Consider the following 21937-nt stretch of genomic DNA (forward strand, 5'->3'; position numbering starts at 1 on the left):
GCTATTTTACGATAATTTCATTTATCCTTTCCTTAGGAGAAAAAAAGAGTTTGCATATGAGTAAAAAGTTCTAAAATTAAATTTTTAAAATATTGCATCATAACTAGTAAAATAGCAATCAAAACTACAAAACCTAGAGCTATCTTTATAGGATAGCCAATAACTAAAAGATTAAATTGTGGCATTGTTTTCATCAAAAGTCCAAAAATAACATCGGCTAAAAGTGAAATTCCAAGTATAGGAAAGCTCATAGTAAAACCTATGATGAAAATATTAAACATACCCATATTTAAATAATGTATTAAATTCTCATGCGGATAAAATCCACCTAAACTAATATAACCCAAAGAATGACTTAAAAACAAAAGCATTAAATGATGGCCATCAAAAGCAAGAAAAAACATCAAAGCAAGTAAATTTAAAATTTGTGCCGTAATAGGCATACTCGTTCCAGAACTTGGATCTAATATACTTGCCATAGTAAATCCCATAGTAAAAGCAATCTGCTCACCTGCCATCATAATAATAGCAAAAATAATTTGAAGCATTAATCCTGCTATCATTCCAAAAATCACTTCACTAATAAGCTGTAAAACAAAAAAACTATCTAAATGCAAAGATTCTAATCTAGCCAAAGGATATAAATACATAGTCAAAAATAAAACTATAGTACTTTTTATCACCATAGGAATAGAATTATGTGAAAAAAAAGGAAAAAAAACTATAAGACCACTCATTCTAGCAAGAAGCAACATAAAAGTTACAACATTTTTATCACCTAAATAATTAACAAATTCCATTGGCGTTTATAGTATAAGTTTTATCACAAAAACTTGCAAGCTTGCTATCGTGAGTTACAAAAAATAAAGCTGCATCATTTTCTTTAACATAGGAAATTAAAAGCTCGATAACATTTTTAGCATTATCAAAATCCAAATTTCCAGTTGCTTCATCAGCAAAAATAATCTTTGGTTTTTTACAAAGCACACGTGCGATACTCACACGCTGTTGTTGTCCGCCGCTAAGCTTTCCTATTTTTTGATGTAAAAGCGTATCAATACCTAACCTTTTTAAAATTTTCTCATCTAAATCTTGACCCGATAAAACACTAGCAAGTTCGATATTTTCTAAAGCCGAAAAACCTTTAAAAAGATAATGTGTCTGAAAAATAATACCAAAATCATAACGGCGAATTTTTAATCTTTCGTTTTCATCTATCTGATAAAGACTAGAACCTTTAAAAAAAACTTCACCTTTTTTTGGAATCAATAAAGAAGAAAGTATATGCAAAAGAGTAGATTTACCACAACCGCTACTCCCTTGAATAGCAATGCAATCTTTGGTATTTAAAGTAAGATTTAAACCCTCAAAAAGCGGATAATCAAAACTATGGCTTAAATTTTCCGCTCTTAAGAGTTCCATTTTTAACCGTTTTTAAAGTTGTGCAGCAACTTCAGCCGCAAAATCTTCAGTTTTCTTTTCTAAACCTTCGCCAACTTCAAAGCAAATAAATTCAACAATTTTAATTTTTCCGCCAAATTCTTTTTCTTTTTCAGCAATTACTTGTTCTACAGTTTTTTTATCATCCATTACATAAAACTGACCCATTAAAGTAAGTTTGCTATCGAGTTGAGAATTATCAGCTATAAAACTATTCATTTTGCCCGGGATAATATTGTCCCAAATTTTTTCAGGTTTACCTTGAGCTTTAAGTTCTTCTTTGATTTTTTCTTCAGCTTCTTTTAAAATTGCATCGCTTAATTGTTTGCGACTTGCAAATTGAGGAATTTTATGTTCAGGTTTATTTGGATCTTTCAGTCTGCGTCTTTCTTCATTTTCTTTTTCAAGTTCAGCAACCAAAGCTTTGTATTCATTTTCAACAAAAGTCATATCCAAATCTTCATAACTTAAATAACTTGGTCTCATTGCTGCAATATGCATACAAATTTGTCTTAACAAATCTCTTGATTTTGAAGCCACTTCAGTGCTATCACAAGCTGCAGCGATCACAACGCCCACACGGCCATTTGTATGGATATAACCATTTACAACGCCGTTAGCACCTGCTTTTAAAGTTGCAAATCTTCTTACAACTAGGTTTTCTCCTATAGTTGCAATTTGACTTTTTAAATATTCTTCAAATTTTACACCATTAATCGTACTTGAGTGAAGCTCTTCCACACTTTGCAAGCTATTGCTTTGAATATGAGCTGTAGTATCTTTTGTTAAAGCGATAAACTGATCATTTTTTGCCACAAAATCTGTTTCGGAATTAATCTCACTTACAGTTGCGCTTGTAAAATCATCACTTACTTTTACACTTACTAAACCTTCTGCAGCAAGTCTATCTGCTTTTTTAGCAGCCTTACCTAAACCTTTTTCTCTTAAAAGTTGTACTGCTTTATCAAAATCTCCATTAGTTTCACTCAAAGCATTTTTACAATCCATCATCCCCGCGCCTGTACTTTCGCGGAGTTCTTTTACCATTGCAGCAGTAATTTCAGCCATTATTCTTGCTCCTCACCAAAGTCTTCTTCGCTCATCGCTTCATCTAAAACTTCTTTTTTCTCTTCATCGGTGATTTCTTTTTCTTCATTTGCTAAAGCTTCGCCATCTTGTTCTCTTAAAGCTTTTCCTTCATTAATCGCTTCAGCCATTTCTTGGCAGAAAAGTTGCACTGAACGAATTGCATCATCATTTCCTGGAATAGGATAAGTTACCAAGTCAGGATCGCAGTTTGTATCTAGTGGAGCTACAACAGGAATTCTTAATCTATTTGCTTCTTGAACAGCAATTTTTTCTTTTACTGTGTCAATAACAAAAATCATATCAGGTTGAGTTTTCATATAACGAATTCCACCTAAATAAGCTAATAATTTTTCTTTTTTTCTTGTAAGCATTAAAGCTTCTTTTTTAGTTAAAAGTTTAATACTTCCATCTTCTTCCATTTTTTCAATTACTTCTAATTTTCTAATTGATTGGCGAATGGTACCAAAATTTGTCATCATACCGCCAAGCCATCTATGATTTACATAAGGCATACCGCATTTTTCAGCGTATTCTTTAATCGCTCCACCTGCTTGTTTTTTTGTCCCGACAAAAAGTATAGTTTTTCCTTCGGCAGCAGCGTCACGAACGATATTATAGGTATATCTAAAATATCTTAAAGTTTTTTGTAAATCAATTACATAAATACCTTTTCTCTCGCCAAAAATGAATTTTTTCATCTTTGGATTCCAGCGTCTTGTTTGGTGTCCAAAATGCACACCGCATTCTAATAAATCTCTCATACTAACCATGAGTTTCTCCTTATAAATTTAGCTTTATTCCTCCACATCCCTTAATTTACACAAGCTAAAAAGGATTGATGCGTGTGAAATGAAGCTAAGATTTTATCAAATTTAAGTTTAGTTTTTACTTATATATGTAGTCCTTGGTAAGACTTAGATTATTATTGATTTCTTTTGTGATTAAAAATTGAAACAAATCCACGCTTCCAACACGAAAAGCAGAGGCACAAGAACGAAGGTACAAATCCCACATTCTTATAAATTCTTCATCATATTTTTCCCTTACCTTGTCCAATACTTCGTTAAAATTTTCATCCCATAAATCTAAAGTTTTTGCATAGTGCATTCTTAAACTTTCTGCTAAAAGAAGATGAAAATCCCACTCACTCATAGCACTTACAACCTCTCTTAAAGAAGGTAAATATCCTCCTGGAAAAATATATTTATCTATCCAAGCATTTGTTTTTCCTTCAAACATGGCTAAAATAGAATGTAAAAGCATAGAACCTCCAGGTTTTAACACTTGTTTTACTTTCATGAAATAAAGTCCTAAATTCTCTTTGCCTACATGTTCAAACATACCCACAGAAACAACTTTATCAAAATAATTTTCAAATTCTAAATCTTGATAATTTTGAAGTCTTATTTCTATTTTATCTTCAAGACCAAGTTCTTTTACTCTTTCCTTAGCTTTTTTACACTGCTCCTCTGAAATAGTAATTCCAACAACCTTAACTCCATACTTTTGAGCCGCCATAATAGAAAGCCAACCCCAGCCACAACCTATATCTAAAAGCTTTTCTCCTTCTTTTAAATCAAGTTTTTTAAGAGTATGTTCTATTTTGTTAATTTGAGCTTCATAAAGAGTATTATTAGGCTCTTTAAAATAAGCGCAAGAATAGCTCATAGTATCATCAAGCCAAAGCTTATAAAAATCATTACCTATATCATAATGACTTTTGATATTTTTACTTTCCTGTTTTTGGGCTATTTTACTCAAGATATCCTCTGTATTTTTTAAAAAACGCTTATTTGAAAAATAATACAAAACTTTAGCTATTTCATCATAATCACCTTCTATTTCTAGTTTAGACTCCATATAATGTTTTGCAAAAACTAAACTCGTATCACTAAATAATTTTAAAAAAGGTATTTTTTCTTTGAAAATTAAAGAAAATTTAGCAGGCTGATTACCCACATGAAATTCTTCTTGATCCCAAAATACAATTCTAAAATTTCCATAATTCCATTTTGAAAGAATAAATTTAATCATTTGTTTTTCAAGCATAACATACTCCAACTAATAAAAATTATTATTTGATAGTATCTCTTAATTATGTTTAAAATTTGATAAAATTGAAGAAAAGATAGAATTTTTGCCACAGATATAAAATAGTGGCAAAAATTTTATAATACTAATGTAATTTAGACCAAACAGAACGCTTCCAACCTATAGCAAAAATACTTAAAATTACAAAGAATATCATTACATAAATTCCTGTAGTTTTTCTTTCTTCTTTTTTGCTATCACCCACTTGATCAATATAAGATACAACCTTAGCCTGTGCAGCTTCTGTTAAACCTACTCTTGGCATAGCGGTTCCTGGAAGAAGTTTTTGAGTATTATTAATAAAATCATGTAAATATTGCTCACCACGAGATCTTATCATCATAGAAAGATCAGGTGGAACAGAACCTAAATAAGTTTTTAAATCATTTTGATTTGATGGAGTAAAAAAGCTATCGTATTTCATATCATGACAACGTCCGCAAGCCTCAATAAAAGTTGCTTTATCTTTAGCAAATTTTATATCTTTTTCCATTAAAGCTGCTTTTTGAGCACTATTTTCCATTTTAGCATATTTTGCCTCAACATCTTTCTTAATAGTAGCATCTTCATTGGCTTCAAATTTAACACTCACATCTTTAAGATAAGCAATTACATTGGCTATATTTGCATTTGTAGCTTCTTCACTTTCTCCTGAAGTATCTTTATTGTAAGCTGTCATAATAAAAGCATCACCAAATTTATGATCTACTTTTAAAGCAAGCGCAGGATGCATAATCAAAGCTGCTAAAAATTTTTCATCAAAAATAGCACCAGCTGCACTGAGATCAGGCGGTATTACTCCCATAGAAGAATCAGTAATATTAGCTGCTATTCCATCTTCTTTTACACCATGACATGCAAAACAGTTATTTTCAAAAAATTCTTTACCTTTTTTTGCATCACCCTTAGCAAAATCGATCTTTGCAACATCTGCCCAAAGTGTTTCAACCTTGCTTAATTCTTCTTTTGCTTTTTCAAGTTCTTTGTTTGCACTCTCTATTCTTTTAGCATCTCCTGAAGCTTGTGCATCTTTTAGAGCTAATTCTTTAGCTTCAACTATACCTTTTGCAAAAGTAGTATCTTCAACAGCAAAATCAAAATTTGCAGGAGCAACATGAGGCTTCATCACTGAATGAGCATAAGGCTCTACCCCCCAATATACAAGTGCAGTAAAAACTACTACAACTAAAAATATTTTTATTTCTCTCATTGTTTAGCTCCTTTTCTCTCCATAATAGTAATAACCGGTAAAACTACAATAAGTAAAAGTAAAAATACTATAGAAGCGTAAAATCCTACCCAAGCATTTACACCTGTTGGAGGTAATTTTCCATAAACTGTTAAAACAATTAAATCGATAAGCAATATCCAAAACCAAATGAAAAATAAAGGTCTTTCATGAGCTGGTTTTACCACATCACTTCTATCAAGCCAAGGAAGCAAGAAGAAAATCACTTGAGCAATACCAAATGCAGCCAAACCTATATCAAAAGCTTTAATACTTGCAATATCAAAGAAAAATCCTCTTAAAACTTCATAACTCCATAAGAAATACCACTCAGGATAAATATGAGCTGGTGTTTTAAGCGCATTAGCTGGATCAAAATTAATTGGATCCATTGCAAATTCAAATTTAAAACAGACCAAATAAAAGAAGAAAATCATAAAAAAGCTTATATACATAAAATCTTTTGATAAAAATCCTGGCCAAAAAGGAATCACTTTAGAACCCTTTGTGTCACCTGCCATATATTTCTCAGCCTCTAAATCAAAGTCAAGTTCTTCAGAAATTTCATTATTAACATGAGGAATTCTTAAAGAATAGAAGTGAAATGCTATAATAGCAATGATAACTATAGGAAGCAAGCACACATGAAGCATAAAAAATCTTGTTAAAGTTGGATCAGAAACCGCATAATCTCCACGAATCCAAATCACAAGCTCAGGGCCAATAAATGGTATCCCTCCAAAAAGATTAGTGATTACTTGAGCTGCCCAATAACTCATTTGTCCCCAAGGAAGCATATACCCACTAAAAGCTTCAGCAGAAAATACAACAAACAAAAGCATACCGCTAACCCAAATCATCTCACGACCTTTTTTATAAGAACCGTAATAAATTCCTGTTAGCATATGTATGTATATAATCAAAAATACAACAGAAGCGGCAACACCATGCATGTGACGCCAAAGCCATCCATAGTCCACCTCTTGCATAATAGTCTTATTCACACTATCAAAAGCAAGTGCAGTATCTGGTTTATAATACATCACAAGTAAAAGTCCTGTAACAAAAAGCACTGCAAAAAGAGTGGTTAAAATAACCCCCATTGCCCAAAGAAAGTTAATTTGCTTTGGTATCCAATACTTTACCATTAAAACATCAAGCAGTTTATGTACCGCAAGTCTTTGATCAAGCCAATCTACAAGACCATTAGCTTTTCTAATTTGTGCCATCTTAAGCCTCCGCTATCATTTTTTTATATTCAGGACCCTCTTCACCTAAAACAAGCTTGGTTCCATCAATTTTAAAAGGAGGAATTTCAAGAGGCTTTGGAGGAGGTCCAAAGACATTTTTTCCACTTGTGTCAAATTCTCCACCATGACAGGCGCATTTAAACAATTGCTCACTTGGTTGGTAAGCAGGTATACAACCCAAATGCGTACAAAGTCCTATAACCACAGTATAAGCTGCGTTATCTACCACAACATCACGTTTTTCATCTTTTGGCATACTCGCATCTTTTTTTAATATAAAAATAGGCTTTTTACGCCATTCTATAGTTCTAAGCTCCCCATCTTGCATTCCTGATAAATCTACTGTAGTAAAACCTGCAGCTTTAACACTTGGAAGCGGATCCCAAGTTTTTTTCATCGCAACAAGTGAGAAAATACCGCCTACAGCAGCTACGCTTCCAAATGCAAAGCCCATAAAGCTTCGTCTACTCTCAGATGTAGCCATAACTTGCTCCTTTCGATTTTATTTTTTAACCAAGTTAAAAGTTTATCGAAATTAAAATAAATTTTTTCTTTGTTTAACAAGTTTTGATATTTAGACAATAAGAGCAAAAAGAGAAAAAACAAGCACAGGTAAAGTTATCAAAAAGCCAAATTTACAATATTGCCAAAAAGAAATATTAATGCCTTTTCTAGCCAAAACTCCAAGCCAAAGCAAAGTTGCTAAAGAACCTATTGGCGTAAGTTTTGGACCTATATTTACACCTAAAAGATGTGCATAAATCATCAAAGAATCAAAAGAAAAATTCTCAAAATATTCTTTTAATGCCAAATCTCCGATTAAAACCATAGGCAAATTATTAAACACAGAAGATCCAAAAGCTGAAATCAAGGCCACACCAAAAATTCCACTCTTATCTTGCATCAAAAAAGCATAGCTTTTAACCAAAATTTCACTCACACCTATTTTATGTAAAGCAAAAACCACCATATAAAGCCCAAAACTAAAAAGCAAAACTCCATAAGGTGCTTCAAAAAGAATTTTAATACTTTTTTTACCTTGAATTTTTAAAATAATAAGCCAAAAAATTCCCGCCCAAAGCAAAGCAAAAAAACTTATTTTAATATTAAAAATTTCACCTATAAAAAAACTGATAACAAAAAGAAATAAAAATACTATGCAAAGAAAAAACAATTTCAATGAAATTTGCTCTTTTTTGATTAATTTAAATTCAAGCCTTTTAGGTAAAACTCTCACATAAAGCACAAAAACCGTAACTATAGTAGAAAGCAAAACAAAAAAATTTGGCAAAAACATATTTTTAGCAAATTCTAAAAATTCTATCTTAAAATAATTTGCTGTGATGATATTGGTTAAATTTGAAATAACCAAAGCGTTTGAACTTGCATCACATAAAAAAGAAAGGCTAAGTAAAAAAGAACTTAAAATAAAAGCATGATTTTTACAATCTTTAAGAGATGAAAATAAAGCTATAATAATAGGTGTAATGATTAAAATCGCTCCATCGTTAGCAAAAAATGCAGAAAGAAAAAATACAAAAATCAACAAAAATAACATCATTTTTTTTGTACTGATATAAATTTTTTCTTGATTTTTCTCTCTAGAAAAATACAAAATTTTACTCGCAATAAAATCAAAAAATCCCAAAGCTTCCAAGCTAAAAGAAAGGATAATCAACCCAACCAAAGTTAAAGAACTATCCCAAACCAAAGAAAAAATAAAACAAGCATCTTTAAAATCTACCAATTGAAAAATAAAAACAAAAAAAGCCCCCAAGCTAGAAAATACCCAAATAGGTAAATCCCATGGACGCCAAAAAAGTAAAACTAAAGTAGATAAAAAAATAAAAAAAGCAAGCATTTAAGCTTTTTTCTTTTGCATTTTGATATAAATTTGCAAAATATCCAACGCTGCAGGAGTGATTCCACTGATTTGACTTGCAGCAAAAATGGTTGGAGGTTTATGATGATTAAGCTTTTCTACAACCTCATTACTCAAACCACTTACACTTTTAAAATCAAAATTTTCAGGAATTTTAAGCTCACTAAGATTTTTCATTTTTTCTACTTGAGCTTTTTGCATACTAATGTAATGATAATACTTTGCCTCATTTAAAATCTCTCTTAAGGAGTAATGATCCATGGTTTCAAATATAGGGTCAAGTTTTTTTAATTTTTCTATATCAAAACTTGCTCTTGCAACAATTTTTTGAAGATTGACTATAGAAGAAATTTTATCTTCTCCTAAACTCTCTAGAAAAGCATTATTTTGGTTGTTAGGCGTAAATTCTTTAGAAAGTAAAAATTCAAGTCCTTTTTGAAGATTGTTTGCGATATTTTGTATATAAGTAAAATCTTGCTCGCTTAAAAGCCCTAAATCATAGCCATATTTTCCAAGTCTAAGTATAGCATTTTCTTCCCTTAAAAGCAGTCTAAATTCCGCTCTTGAAGTAAACATTCTATAAGGTTCTTTTGTGCCTTTTACTACCAAATCATCGATTAAAACTCCTATATAAGCTTCATCACGCCTTAAAATCAAAGGCTCTTTCATATCTATGCTTAAGCTTGCATTGATTCCCGCCATAAAGCCTTGTGCTGCAGCCTCTTCATAACCTGTAGTTCCATTAATCTGTCCTGCACAATAAAGATTTTTAATCTTTTTAAGTTCTAAAGTATGCTTAAGTTCAGTTGGCTCTATATAGTCATATTCTATAGCATAACCAAAACGGGTTATTTTAGCATTTTCAAAACCCTTTACAGAACGCAACATTTGAATTTGTACTTCATAAGGTAAAGAAGTAGAAAAACCATTGATATAATACTCCGTCGCATCGATAGTTTGAGGCTCTATAAAAAGATGATGGCTTTCTTTGTCGCTAAAACGATTGATCTTATCTTCTATAGAAGGACAATACCTTGGCCCCACACCTTCAATCTGTCCTGTAAAAAGCGGAGCACGATAAAAATTATTCTTAATAATCTCATGTGTAGTTGTATTAGTGCGTGCGATATAACAAGGAAGTTGAGTAGGATTGAAATTTCTTGAACGAAAACTAAAAGCTTTAGGATTTACATCACCATCTTGAATTTCAAGCACGCTAAAATCAATGCTTTTTGCATCCACTCTTGGGCAAGTTCCTGTTTTTAAACGTCCCATTTTTAAACCCAAAGTTTGCAGATAATTTCCTAAATTTACCGAAGCAAGCTCCCCTACCCTTCCTGCTTGAAGTTTGTTTTCACCTACGTGAATAAGTCCATTTAAAAAAGTTCCTGTTGTAAGTATCACTTTTTTGGCAAAATATATATTTTCTAAATTTGTTTTTACGCCTTTAACTTCATCATTTTCTACGATTAAAACACTCGCTTGTTCTTGAGAAATTTCTAAATTTGGAAGTTTTAAAAGTTTATTACGTGTAATGATACGGTATTTATCCATATCAATTTGTGCCCTACTTCCTTGAACGGCTACACCCTTACTTTCATTTAAAATGCGAAATTGTATCCCTGCTTCATCGGTGATTTCACCCATAAGACCACCCATGGCATCAAGTTCTTTTACCAAATGCCCTTTAGCAAGTCCACCTATGGCTGGATTACAACTTGCCGCTCCTATTTGCTCAATCAATGTAGTTAAAAGTAAGGTTTTTTTACCCATTCTAGCAGCAGCAGCACTTGCTTCAACACCTGCATGTCCACCACCTATAACAATGACATCAAACATATTTTGCCTTGAAAAATGTGAATTTTTAAAAGAAAGATTATATAATATTTAGACTTAAAACAAACTCGTTTTAAGTCTAACAAAAATTTATTTAGCTTCTTGAAGAGAAAAGATTAGCTCATTATAAGTTTTATCTGCATCTTTGCAGAAATTTTTAAGCATCTCAACACCCTTATTTAAGCCTTGTTGCTGTTCTGCTCTTAAAAGATCGCTATAAAGACTTTCTATTGTAGAAATAGCGCTTTTATTTGGCATACGACGAACGGAATAATAGCCTATGATATTATTATTAACATCTATTGATGGGGTTACATTTGCAAAAACCCAATAGTAATTGTTATCTTTGGTTTTATTTTTTACGTAAGCAAAAATTTCTTTGCCTTCTTTCATATAATCCCATAAATATTTAAAAACAGTTTTTGGCATCTCTTCATGTCTTACTATGTTATGAGGTTTATTTAAAACTTCACCCATGGTATAACCTGCATACTTTAAAAAATCATCATTTGCATAAACTATTTTACCTTTTAAATCTGTTTTAGAAGTAATTAAACTATCTTCTTGTAAAAAAATTTCTCTTGACATTTTCCCACCCTCTTAATTTATATTTTTAATTTTGCTAAGATTTCAGCACTTCTTTGCTCTAGTGATTTAATATCATTTACAATCGCATCATAAGCTTTTTGATCGATATAATCTTGACTTGATTCTTCTATTGCTTTTTTAGCGTTATCTTTTATAAATTCTTTAGCTAAATTTAACTCAGTTTCAGAACTAAGCTCATTAATAACACCTTGAGCTCTCTCATCTTGACAAAGATTAGAAATTGGATCTACACTTTCAAGATTGAAATTTTGAGCCCCATTTAAATTTAAATATATATTTGATTTATAAAGAATATGATCGATTTTAACCACAGACAAAATCAATCTCTTTGCAAAGGATCCAAAATTAACACCAAGAGCACTACTATTTTCTTCTAGACGTTTAAAAGCTTGAGAAAATTTATTAATTCTTTCTTCAGATTCACTAACAATGTTAAAAACTTGCTCACTGCCACTTTGGATATTTACAAAATCTTGTTGCATAGTCTGAATTGCAATAGAAATTTCGCTTGTAGATCTTTGAGTTCTTTCTGCTAACTTTCTAACTTCATCAGCCACAACCGCAAAGCCCCTACCATGCTCTCCTGCACGCGCAGCTTCAATAGCAGCATTTAAAGCTAGAAGATTGGTTTGATCGGCTATATCGCGTATTACTTCAACCACTGAAGTAATATTTTGGGAATTAGCCACAAAAGTTTGCACTGTTTCCTTGCTCGAATTTACAACATCCATTAAAGAACCCATAGCACTTTGCAAAGAATCCACCTCTGAGCCATTTTCTGTAGCTGTATGAGAAATGGCATCCACTGTATCATATACATTTTTCATCATGCTAATATCTTGATTTAATGAGCTAGAAATTTGAGACATATCTTTATTTTGATTTCCAAGGCTTAAATCCATTAAAGTTCTTGATAAAGCATTTTTAAAAGTAGATCTTGCTGTCACTTCTATGTTTGCTAAAGCTTTATTTATAAATTCGATATTATGAGCAAAAATTCCTTTTAAACCTTCAGGCAAAGCCTTACGATAAAATTCACCTTTTTGAGAACATGAAATAGAAGTATTAATTTCCCTTAAGTAAGCTTCTAGCCCATCAATAGTATTGTTAAGATTATCTGCTATTTCGGCTAATTTTTTGCTTTTTGTTTTTACATAGATGATTCTATTGTCGAAATTACCCTCCTTTAACTCTCTACAAAGAACCAAAAGTTTATCTATCATTATTTGCTCATCTTTGTGTTGTCTAAGCAAATAAATCATTAAAACAGCGATTAAAACAAAAATTATCGCTCCAACAAAAATATGAATAAAAATGACACCTAAAACACCGATAACACTTAGAAAAATAGTTAATAATAATCCATTTTTCACCATAAATTTACCCCTTTTTATTGAAAATTTTTTGAAGTCATAAATCAAAACAATACTTTAATAATATATTACTTTAATTTCTAGGTGAAAATTATACAATAAAAAAGATTAAATATATCTTATTTAATTATTTTCTTGTAAGTTAAAAATAAGTTCATTATAAGTCATTTTATAAGAACTTACAATATCCATTAAAGCTGAAACTCCAGCATTAATGCCTGATTTTTGCTCTTTTTCAAGTAAAATTTTATAAACTTCTTCAATTATAGAAAGAGATTTTCTATTGGGTGCACGACGAACAGAATAATAATTGACGATATCTCCATTAGCATCAAATGAAGCACTTACATTTGCAAAAACCCAGTAAAAATTACCATCTTTGGATTTATTTTTCACAAATGCAAAAATTTCATCTCCTTTTTGAATATAATCCCAAAGACATTTAAATACAGTGCGTGGCATATCTTCATGTCTTACTATATTATGAGATTTATATAAAAGCTCATCGACTTTATAACCTGCGTATTTTAAAAAGTCATTATTGGCATAAATGATATTCCCCTTAAGATCTGTTTTAGAAGTAATTAAAGCATTTTCAGACAAAACTATTTCTTTCATAATTTAAAACATCCCAATAAAACAAATAAATCAAAAATAGAATTATTACCAATAATAAATAACAAAAAGCAAACTGAATTACAAAATTATAAAATTTTCAAAAATATTTTAAATTTTATAATGCAAATAATGAGAAATTTTGTAACGTTTATATAAAAAATTATCATATCATATAAAAGAAAGTATTTCTAGATTTGTTTTTTTGTTAAAATTTACGATACACATTGTTAAAATTATATTTTACAAAGATCAAAAGGAGTGAATAAACTTGGAAACTTTAAGTCAAACTTTAGCTGAAAGAAAACCGCCTTTATATAAACGTATTATCAAAAGTCTTGGATTTTGGGTGATTATAGGCATTATTACAGGTATTGTACTTGGCTATACAGATAAAGAATTAGCCATTGCTAGCAAACCAGGAGTTGATTATTTTATAGGTGCTTTAAAGGTTCTTATAGGCCCTATTATTTTTGTTACTTTGGTTTTGGGCATCATTAGTCTTGAAAGTTTAAAAAAAGTAGGTAGCATTGGTGCTAAAGCGGTTATTTACTTTGAAGTTGTAAGTACTTTAGCACTTGCTATAGGTATTTTTATGGCAAATGTTATGCAACCAGGCCATGGAATGAATCTTGATCCAAGTCAACTTGATACAAAAAGCGTTCAAAAATACATTTCTCAAACCACAGAAGTAAGTGCGAGCTCTGAGATTATGCATATTTTAAAAGATGCTATGCCTACTGATATTATCACACCTTTTACAGAAGGAAAAACCATACAAGTTTTAGTTATTGCTATAATTACTGCTTTGATTATTTCTTTAATGAGAATAGAAGAAAAACAGGCAATTCAAAGAGTTTTTGAAGTGGTACAAAATTTTGTTTTTAAAATTCTACAAATCATTATGTATTTTAGTCCTATTGCCGCCTTTTCAGCAATGGCTGTACTCATAGCTCAATACGGAATTGGCTCTTTGATCAACTTAGCATATTTACTTTTAGTAATGCTGATTTCATGTCTTGTTTTTATATTTGGAATCTTAGGTCTGATTTGTTATTTTGCAAAAGTAAATATCTTCAAATTTATGAGATTTATCTCAAGAGAAGTATTGATCGTTTTTGCAACCAGTTCAAGCGAGTCTGCACTTGCTCCTTTAATGAGAAAACTAGAAAAAGCAGGACTTTCTAAAGCAACAGTCGGACTTGTTTTACCAACGGGATATAGTTTTAATCTTGATTGTACAAATATTTATCTAGCTATGAGCTTAATCTTTCTAGCACAAGCTTTCAATGTAAATTTAAGTTTAGCACACGAAATCAGTATTTTAATAGTATTAATGATAGCCTCAAAAGGTGCAGTAGGTGTAACTGGATCAGGTTTTATAGTGCTTGGAAGTACGCTTGCGGCTCTAGGAAATATGGAAATTTCAGAAGCAAATGCAACCTTAGCACAAGTTCTACCAGTAACTGCTATAGGTATTCTTTTAGGTGTTGACAAATTTATGTCTGAAATGAGGGCGGTTGGAAATCTTTGTGGAAATTCAGTAGCAGCCTTAATCGTTGCCATCTGGGATAAACAAATTGATTGGGAAAAATTCCGCTATGCTATGGATAATCCAGAAAAATTCCATAATGCTGGAATGAACTAATGAGTTCTTTGGAGGAAATCATATCGATTAACCTCCTCTAAAGTATTATCTTTTTTTCTAAATTGCTTTAAAAAACTTTCATTGAAATTAAAACTAAATCCAACTTGAACAACAGTATCATCAACAGTCTCTCTTGCACTATAATCACGACGCAATAAATTTAAACTAAATACACTATAAGGAGAGTAAGATACTTGATAATTAGTTTTATCATTATCCTTACTTATATCAAAAGCAAAAGCGGTATAAGTTGGAATTACAAAACTCATTCCAAGCTGTAAATTTTTTTCTGCTTCATTGGGTATATAATAATTACTATAAGCCTTTATAAATTTACTATAACCAAACTCTGTACCAAAGCTTTTAGTATCTTTTTGTTCCTTTTGTTTATCAATAAAACCATTAACTCCAAATAAAAAATCATCTTTTTCATAACGATTGATTAAACCCCCTGAGTAATTATAATTATTTTGAGCCACAAAAAGTTCTTTTTGAAAAAGCAAAGAATTATTCTCCCCCTCATAAAGAGAACTTAAATTTTTAACCTGCGCGTTTTCGTTTTGAAAATCCAAATTCCCATCTGTTTTATCTATACCATTATTATTTTCTAAAGTTTTTGAAAGCAAGCTATCAAAAGTGCTTTTAAAATCCACATTCTCTTCTTGAATTTTTGGAGCTTCTTTGGTATTTTTATAATCAAAGTGCTCCCAAGAATTTTGATTATTATTTTTTACTAAAGCCTCTGTAAGTTCATCGGCATTGAGTAAAGAAAACAATGCTATTATATAAAAAATACCCCTCATTATTCTTATATTCCTTATTATTTCTTGTTTGAGTATTTATTATAAAAAAATAATATAAATAAAAATTCCACAAAGACTAAAAAATAAAATTAGCAAATTTAAAGTAAATAAGTGTATAATTAAAATAAAAAAGGGTTATTAATGCAAAAAGACAACCTCATAGCTTTTGTTATTTTTATTATCAGTACTATCGCATTTGTTATTTGGGGATTTGGTTATATTTCGCAACATCAATTGATTCTTTTTATTCTTGCTTCTATATTTGGCATTTTTATGGCATTTAATATAGGTGGAAATGATGTAGCCAATTCTTTTGGAACAAGCGTTGGTGCAAAAACAGTAACCATTAAACAAGCTTTAATTATAGCAGCTGTTTTTGAGCTAAGCGGGGCAATCTTCGCAGGCGCAGAAGTTACTAAGACCATACGCAGCGGTATTGTTATTTTTCCAAATTCTTTAGATCCTATGCTTTTTGTTATCATTATGCTTGCTGCACTTTTAAGCTCTGGGGTTTGGATTTTTATTGCAACCAAGAAAGGCTTACCTGTATCAACCACACACAGTATAGTTGGTGGGATTGTAGGTGCTAGCATTATGATGGGGCTTTTAAAATTTGATGGAATCCAAACACTCTCTATGGTTAAATGGAGTGAAATTTTAAGAATAGCTATTTCTTGGGTAGCTTCGCCTCTTTTAGGGGGTATTGTAGCTTATATTATTTATTCATATATTGATAAGAAAATTTTAAAACCATCAGAAAAACTAAATGATGATTTGAAAAATATCAAAAAAGAAAGAAAAAAATTCAAAGAAGAATATTTTTTAAATTTAAAAACAAAATCCCAAGAAGAACAAATCAAAGAACTTTCCGCTATAGCTTTGGATGAAGAAGAACAAGAAAATAATTTCTATAGAAATAAAATGAAGGAATTTAAGGATCAAGAAAAAGATATAGATATTTACTCTATTTTAAAAACTCATATGCCAATCATTGCTTGTATTGCTGCTGCTATCATTTCGGCAATGTTTTTATTTAAAGGTTTAAATAATGTTAGCACTTTGGATATTTTACAAAACTTTTGGATTATCGGAATTATAGGAACTATAAGTTATGTTGTAACATTTGCTATAGTCAAAATCGTTAAAAAAACAGAACTTAATAAAACTACTGATAGAATTTTCTCATGGTTTCAAATATTTACAGCCTCTAGTTTTGCATTTTCACACGGAGCCAATGATATAGCCAATGCTATAGGTCCTTTTGCAGCGATTTTAGATGTCTTAAAAAACGGTACAATTAACGCGACTTCTCCTGTACCTTTTGCAGCTTTAGCTATGTTTGGAGTTGCTCTAGTTGTAGGGCTTTGGTTTTTAGGTAAAGAAGTGATTACTACAGTGGGTTCAAAACTTGCAACCATACGCCCTACTACTGGATTTTCTGCAGAACTTGGTGCAAGCATAGTTATACTCTTAGCTACACAATTTGGAATTCCTGTTAGCTCCACCCATATACTCATAGGTGCTATATTGGGTATAGGAGTGTATAATAAAAACGCAAATTGGATTATGATGAAGCCTATAGGATTGGCTTGGATTATCACTTTACCAGCCGCTGGTATTATGGCAGCACTTGTATTTTTAGGATTTAAACTATCTTTAGGAATTTAAGTAAAGCTTATTTTTCTAAAATATTTTTTCCTTTAATTATATGCATTTTAATCTTTCCAAAAAGTTTATCCTCAGAATAAAGAGAACTTTTTGGAGCAAAAATTTCTTCATTCTCATCAAAAAGAACTAGATTAGCTTCTTTGCCAACTTCTATAACTCCACTATTTAAACCTAAAAATTCACTAGGATTTTTACTTGTAAATCGACAAAGCTCTTGCCAATTTAAAAATCCTTCTTTGATTAAAAAAGTATAACAAAGACTTATAAATTCGCATACGCTATGAATTCCAAAAGCCGCTTCATCAAAAGCTAAATCTTTTAAAGAAATTGATTTTGCACTATGCAGGGAAGTTAAAAAGCTAATCTTTCCTTCTTTTAAAGCCTCTCTTAAAGCCAAAACATCTTCTTTGCTTCTTAAAGGTGGCATAAGTTTCGCAGCCGTATTAAAATCTTCACAAGCACTATCATCTTTGATAAGATGATGAATGCTTACAAGTTTTAAATCCTTTTCATCTAATAATACTAAAGAATCTTTCAAACTTAAAAGATCAAAAATAACTTTATTTTTATAAAATTTAGCCAATTCTTTCATTTTAGCTATCTGGCTAGTTTCAGCGATTTTACTCATGCCTATAAGCCCTAGCTCAAAACTCATTTCACAATCATTCATCACTCCATTATCATCAAAATCCTTATCATAACAACGCACAAAAATTGGAGAGTCTTTCATAAAAGCATATTGTGAACTTACTTTTAAAGTATTTGCATCTAAAGAGCTGTCAAGTTCTAGAGCACAAGCACCTTTATTTAAAAGAGTGGCTAAATTTTTAAGCTTGCCGTTTGCATCCTTAACCCGCACACTTGAAAAAATTTGCATCTTTCTTTGAGCTAAATTTTGTAAAAATAAAGCAAAACTTTCTTCATCAAAATCCATGCAATCACGCAAAACTATACTAGAAATTCCTCCTTTTAGACACTCATTTTCTAAAAGCTCTAAATTAGCTAAAGAAAATTTATCGTTTTTTAAACTCACACACAAATCCACAAAAGATGGAAGTAAAGTCATACCTTTAGCATCTAAAATTTCTTCGCCTTGTAAATTAGAACCAATATTGGTAATTTTTCCTTCTTTAATCTCTATATCTTGTAAAGAATCTCCATAAATTTTTGCATTTTTAATTATCATGATTTTTCCTTAATCATTTTGCTTTAATAAACTCTGCGTTGCTTCTTGCACGCTTTTACCCTTAAAAATTGCCACTACTTCATTTACAATAGGTGTATAAATTCCTTTCATTTTTGCTAGTTTTTCTATAGCATAAGCAGTTTTTACACCTTCTGCTACTTCATTAAGTTCGACTAAAATACTATCTAATTTTTGATTTTGCGCCAGTTTTAAACCTACTCTATAATTTCTTGATAAAACACTCGTTGCAGTTAAAAACAAATCCCCTGCCCCACTTAACCCTAAAAAAGTTTCTTCTTTAGCACCAAAAAATTTACCAAAACGATGCATTTCTATAAGCCCTCTTGAAATCAGTGCCGCTCTTGCATTATTGCCAAGTTTTAACCCATCACTAATCCCACTTGCAATTGCTAAAACATTCTTATAAGCACCACAAATTTCAGCACCACGAACATCATTATCAATATAAGTTTTAATAAAATCAGGGAAAAAACTTGCAAATTTTTTACAAAGCTCTTGATTTATCCCGCTAATCATCAAAGCAGTAGGAAGTTTTTGCATTACTTCAGCAGCAAAAGAAGGACCGCTTAAAACACAAAAATTTTCTTTTGGTACAAAATCTAAAAAAATTTCATCTAAAAATTGACAACTTTGATCTTCTATGCCTTTTGAAGCAATTAAAATTTTTTGTCCCTTGTTGATGAAATTTTCTTTAAGCCAAGCACGCATCCCTTGAGAACTTAAAGCAAAAACAAGATATTCACATTCTAAAGCTTCTTTTATGCTAACAAAATCTTCTAAATCACGCTGATGCAAAGAACTGATAAAACAATTGTGATTTTCTTTTAAGGCTAGATGTAAAGCACTGCCCCATTTTCCCGCACCAATAACCGCTATACGCATCAACCAAGCTTTGTTTTTAAAATTTCATTTACTTTTGCAGGATTAAAAGCTCCTTTGCCTTCTTTCATTGTTTGACCCACAAAAAATCCAAAAAGCTTGTCTTTACCACTTTTATACTCTGCAACCTTATCGGCATTTGCATTTAAAATTTGTTCAATCACCGCTTCTATGGCTGAATCATCACTTACTTGCTTAAGTCCTAGCTTTTCTATAGCTTCATCAATTTCCACGCTAGTATTTTCAAATACAAAAGCTAAGACATCTTTAGCCGCTTTTGCACTGATAGTGCCATCTTCTATGCGTTTAATTAAAACTCCAAGCTTTTGAGCATCTACAGGAGAATTTTCTATAGTCAATTCTCCTTTTAAAAGTCCCATAAGTTCAGTATTTAACCAATTTACGCAAAGTTTAGGATTTAAATTTTGAGAAATAAGACTTTCAAAAAAACGACTCATTTCTAAAGAACTGATTAAAACCTCTGCATCACTTTCTTTTATACCAAGCTTGTCTATAAAGCGTACTTTCTTCTCATCAGGAAGCTCAGGGATTTTAATATCCAAAAACTCATCTTTTAATAAAACAGGCAATAAATCAGGATCAGGAAAATAGCGATATTCTGCCGCTTCTTCTTTGCCACGCATACTTCTTGTAACTAAATTTGTCGTATCAAAAAGTCTAGTTTCTTGAACTACTTCTTGTTCGTAAGTTCCATCTTCCCAAGCCTCACTTTGTCTTTTTACCTCATATTCTATAGCTTTTTGGATAAAACGAAAAGAATTAAGATTTTTAATCTCTACTCTAGTATAAAGTTTTGTATCGCCCTTAGGTCTTATACTAACATTTGCATCGCATCTAAAACTTCCTTCTTGCATATTTGCATCTGAAATGTCTAAAAAGCGTATAATAGAATGAAGTTTTTTAAGATAAGCTACTGCCTCATCGCTACTTCTAAGCTCAGGCTCACTGACAATCTCAAGCAAAGGAGTTCCTGCACGATTTAAATCTACTTTAGAAAAATTACTTTCATGGATATTTTTACCTGCATCTTCTTCCAAGTGCGCTCTTGTAATACCTATGCGTTTATTTTCACCCTTTACATTGATAAAAAGCTCACCCTTTTCTACTATAGGGATATCAAATTGTGAAATTTGATAAGCCTTAGGTAAATCTGGATAAAAATAATTCTTACGATTAAAAACACTTTTTTTATTAATTGTTGCATTGACAGCTTTTCCAAAAGCTATAGCTTTTTTTACAGCCTCTTCATTTAAAACAGGCAAAGCTCCTGGTAAGGCCAAACAAGTGGGACAAACATTGGTATTTGGAGCTTCTCCAAAAGAAGTTGCACATGAGCAAAAGATTTTTGTTTTTGTATTTAACTGAGCATGAACTTCAAGACCTATAACTACTTCAAACATAAAATTTCCTTGAATTTTTAAATGTTTTATTTTATCTTTTTTTCTTTTAGAAAGGCTTTAAATATTAACTTTAAATGCTATAATTCTTAGACAATTTATATTTAAGGAGTTAAAATGCCATTATTAGACAGCTTTAAAGTTGACCATACTAAAATGCCAGCTCCTGCTGTGCGTTTAGCTAAAGTTATGAAAACACCTAAGGGTGATGATATTAGCGTATTTGATTTGCGTTTTTGCATACCAAATAAAGACATTATGAGCGAAAAAGGTACTCATACCTTAGAACATTTATTCGCAGGATTTATGAGAGATCATCTTAATTCAAATTCAGTTGAAATTATTGATATTTCACCTATGGGTTGTCGCACGGGTTTTTATATGAGTTTAATTGGAACACCTGATGAGAAAAGTATTGCAAAAGCTTGGGAAGCAGCCATGAAAGATGTTTTAAGCGTAAGCGATCAAAGCAAAATTCCTGAACTTAATATCTACCAATGCGGAACTTGCGCAATGCATTCTTTAGATGAAGCCAAACAAATTGCCCAAAAAGTTTTAAATCTAGGTATTAGCATAATAAATAACAAAGAATTAAAACTCGAGAATGCTTAAAAAGAATCTTTATTTTTTAAATGATTAAGCTTTAATTAATATATTTTTATATATGATTTTGAAATTTTATTATTTTAAAAGGAGAAAAAATGAAACTGATGTGCGAGATGTGTAGTATCTAGTGCGTCCTTTGGCTTAACATTATGTTTCCAAAGGTCCAAAAAGTGGATAAGGAGATATAATGTGTAAGAAAGTCAAAAAAGTTTATTTTTTCAAAATACTCATTTAAAATCTTAACTTACAAAAATTTCTCTAATAAAATTTTAATTCAAAATATCTTCTTATCCTT

At 31.0% G+C, this 21937-nt stretch carries 20 protein-coding genes; 3 read left to right on the forward strand and 17 right to left on the reverse strand.

The genetic code is table 11. The features are described from left to right. Nucleotides 1-32: 32 nt before the first annotated feature. From fliR to cetC, 13 genes are all read right to left on the reverse strand, one after another. Nucleotides 33-800, reverse strand: a complete 768-nt coding sequence (gene fliR / locus FBF20_RS06035; protein WP_002889853.1) for a flagellar biosynthetic protein FliR — start codon at nucleotides 798-800, stop codon at nucleotides 33-35. Next, nucleotides 787-1422 (reverse strand): ABC transporter ATP-binding protein, encoded by a 636-nt coding sequence (locus FBF20_RS06040; protein WP_002852807.1) that lies wholly within the window; start codon nucleotides 1420-1422, stop codon nucleotides 787-789. Before FBF20_RS06040 ends, fliR begins: the two co-directional genes overlap by 14 nt. A gap of 12 nt (nucleotides 1423-1434) precedes the next feature. Next, the gene (tsf, locus tag FBF20_RS06045) at nucleotides 1435-2508 is read right to left on the reverse strand and encodes a translation elongation factor Ts (RefSeq protein ID WP_002868580.1); all 1074 of its coding nucleotides are present in this window, start codon (nucleotides 2506-2508) and stop codon (nucleotides 1435-1437) included. After that, nucleotides 2508-3299, reverse strand: coding sequence for a 30S ribosomal protein S2 (gene rpsB / locus FBF20_RS06050; protein ID WP_002853455.1), 792 nt, complete (start codon nucleotides 3297-3299; stop codon nucleotides 2508-2510). Before rpsB ends, tsf begins: the two co-directional genes overlap by 1 nt. 115 nt (nucleotides 3300-3414) lie before the next feature. Beyond that, entirely contained in the window at nucleotides 3415-4578 is a 1164-nt protein-coding gene (locus FBF20_RS06055; RefSeq protein WP_002858137.1) for a cyclopropane-fatty-acyl-phospholipid synthase family protein, read from the reverse strand. Between the two features lie 127 nt (nucleotides 4579-4705). After that, nucleotides 4706-5830, reverse strand: a complete 1125-nt coding sequence (locus tag FBF20_RS06060) for a cytochrome c1 (RefSeq protein ID WP_002852693.1) — start codon at nucleotides 5828-5830, stop codon at nucleotides 4706-4708. Further along, nucleotides 5827-7077, reverse strand: a complete 1251-nt coding sequence (locus FBF20_RS06065) for a cytochrome bc complex cytochrome b subunit (protein WP_002865731.1) — start codon at nucleotides 7075-7077, stop codon at nucleotides 5827-5829. Before FBF20_RS06065 ends, FBF20_RS06060 begins: the two co-directional genes overlap by 4 nt. Before the next feature lies 1 nt (nucleotide 7078). Next, on the reverse strand, nucleotides 7079-7582 hold the full coding sequence (gene petA / locus FBF20_RS06070; RefSeq protein ID WP_002889842.1) for a ubiquinol-cytochrome c reductase iron-sulfur subunit: 504 nt from the start codon (nucleotides 7580-7582) through the stop codon (nucleotides 7079-7081). Between the two features lie 90 nt (nucleotides 7583-7672). Next, nucleotides 7673-8959 (reverse strand): arsenic transporter, encoded by a 1287-nt coding sequence (locus tag FBF20_RS06075; protein ID WP_100626453.1) that lies wholly within the window; start codon nucleotides 8957-8959, stop codon nucleotides 7673-7675. Beyond that, complete coding sequence (gene mnmG, locus FBF20_RS06080; protein WP_002889833.1) at nucleotides 8960-10819, reverse strand: tRNA uridine-5-carboxymethylaminomethyl(34) synthesis enzyme MnmG; 1860 nt, start codon at nucleotides 10817-10819, stop codon at nucleotides 8960-8962. An 87-nt stretch (nucleotides 10820-10906) separates the two neighbouring features. Continuing rightward, complete coding sequence (gene cetB / locus FBF20_RS06085; RefSeq protein WP_002777340.1) at nucleotides 10907-11404, reverse strand: bipartate energy taxis response protein CetB; 498 nt, start codon at nucleotides 11402-11404, stop codon at nucleotides 10907-10909. 17 nt (nucleotides 11405-11421) lie between these two features. After that, a complete protein-coding gene (gene cetA / locus FBF20_RS06090; RefSeq protein WP_002790076.1) occupies nucleotides 11422-12801 on the reverse strand; it encodes a bipartate energy taxis response protein CetA in 1380 nt (459 codons plus the stop codon). A gap of 120 nt (nucleotides 12802-12921) precedes the next feature. Continuing rightward, entirely contained in the window at nucleotides 12922-13416 is a 495-nt protein-coding gene (gene cetC, locus FBF20_RS06095) for an energy taxis response protein CetC (protein WP_002859273.1), read from the reverse strand. 268 nt (nucleotides 13417-13684) lie between these two features. Between cetC and FBF20_RS06100 the strand changes: the two genes are divergently transcribed. Further along, the gene (locus FBF20_RS06100) at nucleotides 13685-15061 is read left to right on the forward strand and encodes a cation:dicarboxylase symporter family transporter (protein WP_002865645.1); all 1377 of its coding nucleotides are present in this window, start codon (nucleotides 13685-13687) and stop codon (nucleotides 15059-15061) included. On the opposite strand, the gene FBF20_RS06105 is transcribed toward FBF20_RS06100, so the two are convergent. Beyond that, the gene (locus FBF20_RS06105) at nucleotides 15058-15864 is read right to left on the reverse strand and encodes an inverse autotransporter beta-barrel domain-containing protein (protein ID WP_002889830.1); all 807 of its coding nucleotides are present in this window, start codon (nucleotides 15862-15864) and stop codon (nucleotides 15058-15060) included. The genes FBF20_RS06100 and FBF20_RS06105 overlap by 4 nt on opposite strands. A 141-nt stretch (nucleotides 15865-16005) precedes the next feature. Here FBF20_RS06105 and FBF20_RS06110 point away from each other — a divergent pair, with 141 nt between their 5' ends. Continuing rightward, nucleotides 16006-17532, forward strand: a complete 1527-nt coding sequence (locus FBF20_RS06110; RefSeq protein ID WP_002852729.1) for an inorganic phosphate transporter — start codon at nucleotides 16006-16008, stop codon at nucleotides 17530-17532. A gap of 7 nt (nucleotides 17533-17539) precedes the next feature. On the opposite strand, the gene FBF20_RS06115 is transcribed toward FBF20_RS06110, so the two are convergent. Genes FBF20_RS06115 through gatB form a run of 3 tightly spaced genes read right to left on the reverse strand, consistent with a single transcriptional unit; the run spans nucleotide 17540 to nucleotide 21039 of the window. After that, nucleotides 17540-18718, reverse strand: a complete 1179-nt coding sequence (locus FBF20_RS06115) for a metal-dependent hydrolase (protein ID WP_002858139.1) — start codon at nucleotides 18716-18718, stop codon at nucleotides 17540-17542. A 9-nt stretch (nucleotides 18719-18727) separates the two neighbouring features. Further along, nucleotides 18728-19624 carry an NAD(P)H-dependent glycerol-3-phosphate dehydrogenase gene (locus FBF20_RS06120; protein ID WP_075888380.1) on the reverse strand — a complete coding sequence of 299 codons (897 nt, stop codon included), beginning with the start codon at nucleotides 19622-19624 and terminating at the stop codon, nucleotides 18728-18730. Continuing rightward, the gene (gatB, locus tag FBF20_RS06125) at nucleotides 19621-21039 is read right to left on the reverse strand and encodes an Asp-tRNA(Asn)/Glu-tRNA(Gln) amidotransferase subunit GatB (RefSeq protein ID WP_002858123.1); all 1419 of its coding nucleotides are present in this window, start codon (nucleotides 21037-21039) and stop codon (nucleotides 19621-19623) included. Before gatB ends, FBF20_RS06120 begins: the two co-directional genes overlap by 4 nt. Before the next feature lie 114 nt (nucleotides 21040-21153). Here gatB and luxS point away from each other — a divergent pair, with 114 nt between their 5' ends. Continuing rightward, a complete protein-coding gene (gene luxS, locus FBF20_RS06130) occupies nucleotides 21154-21648 on the forward strand; it encodes an S-ribosylhomocysteine lyase (RefSeq protein ID WP_002857890.1) in 495 nt (164 codons plus the stop codon). The last annotated feature ends 289 nt before the right edge of the window (nucleotides 21649-21937 follow it).

This window comes from Campylobacter sp. CFSAN093259 (assembly GCF_012889985.1).
GTDB lineage: Bacteria > Campylobacterota > Campylobacteria > Campylobacterales > Campylobacteraceae > Campylobacter_D > Campylobacter_D jejuni.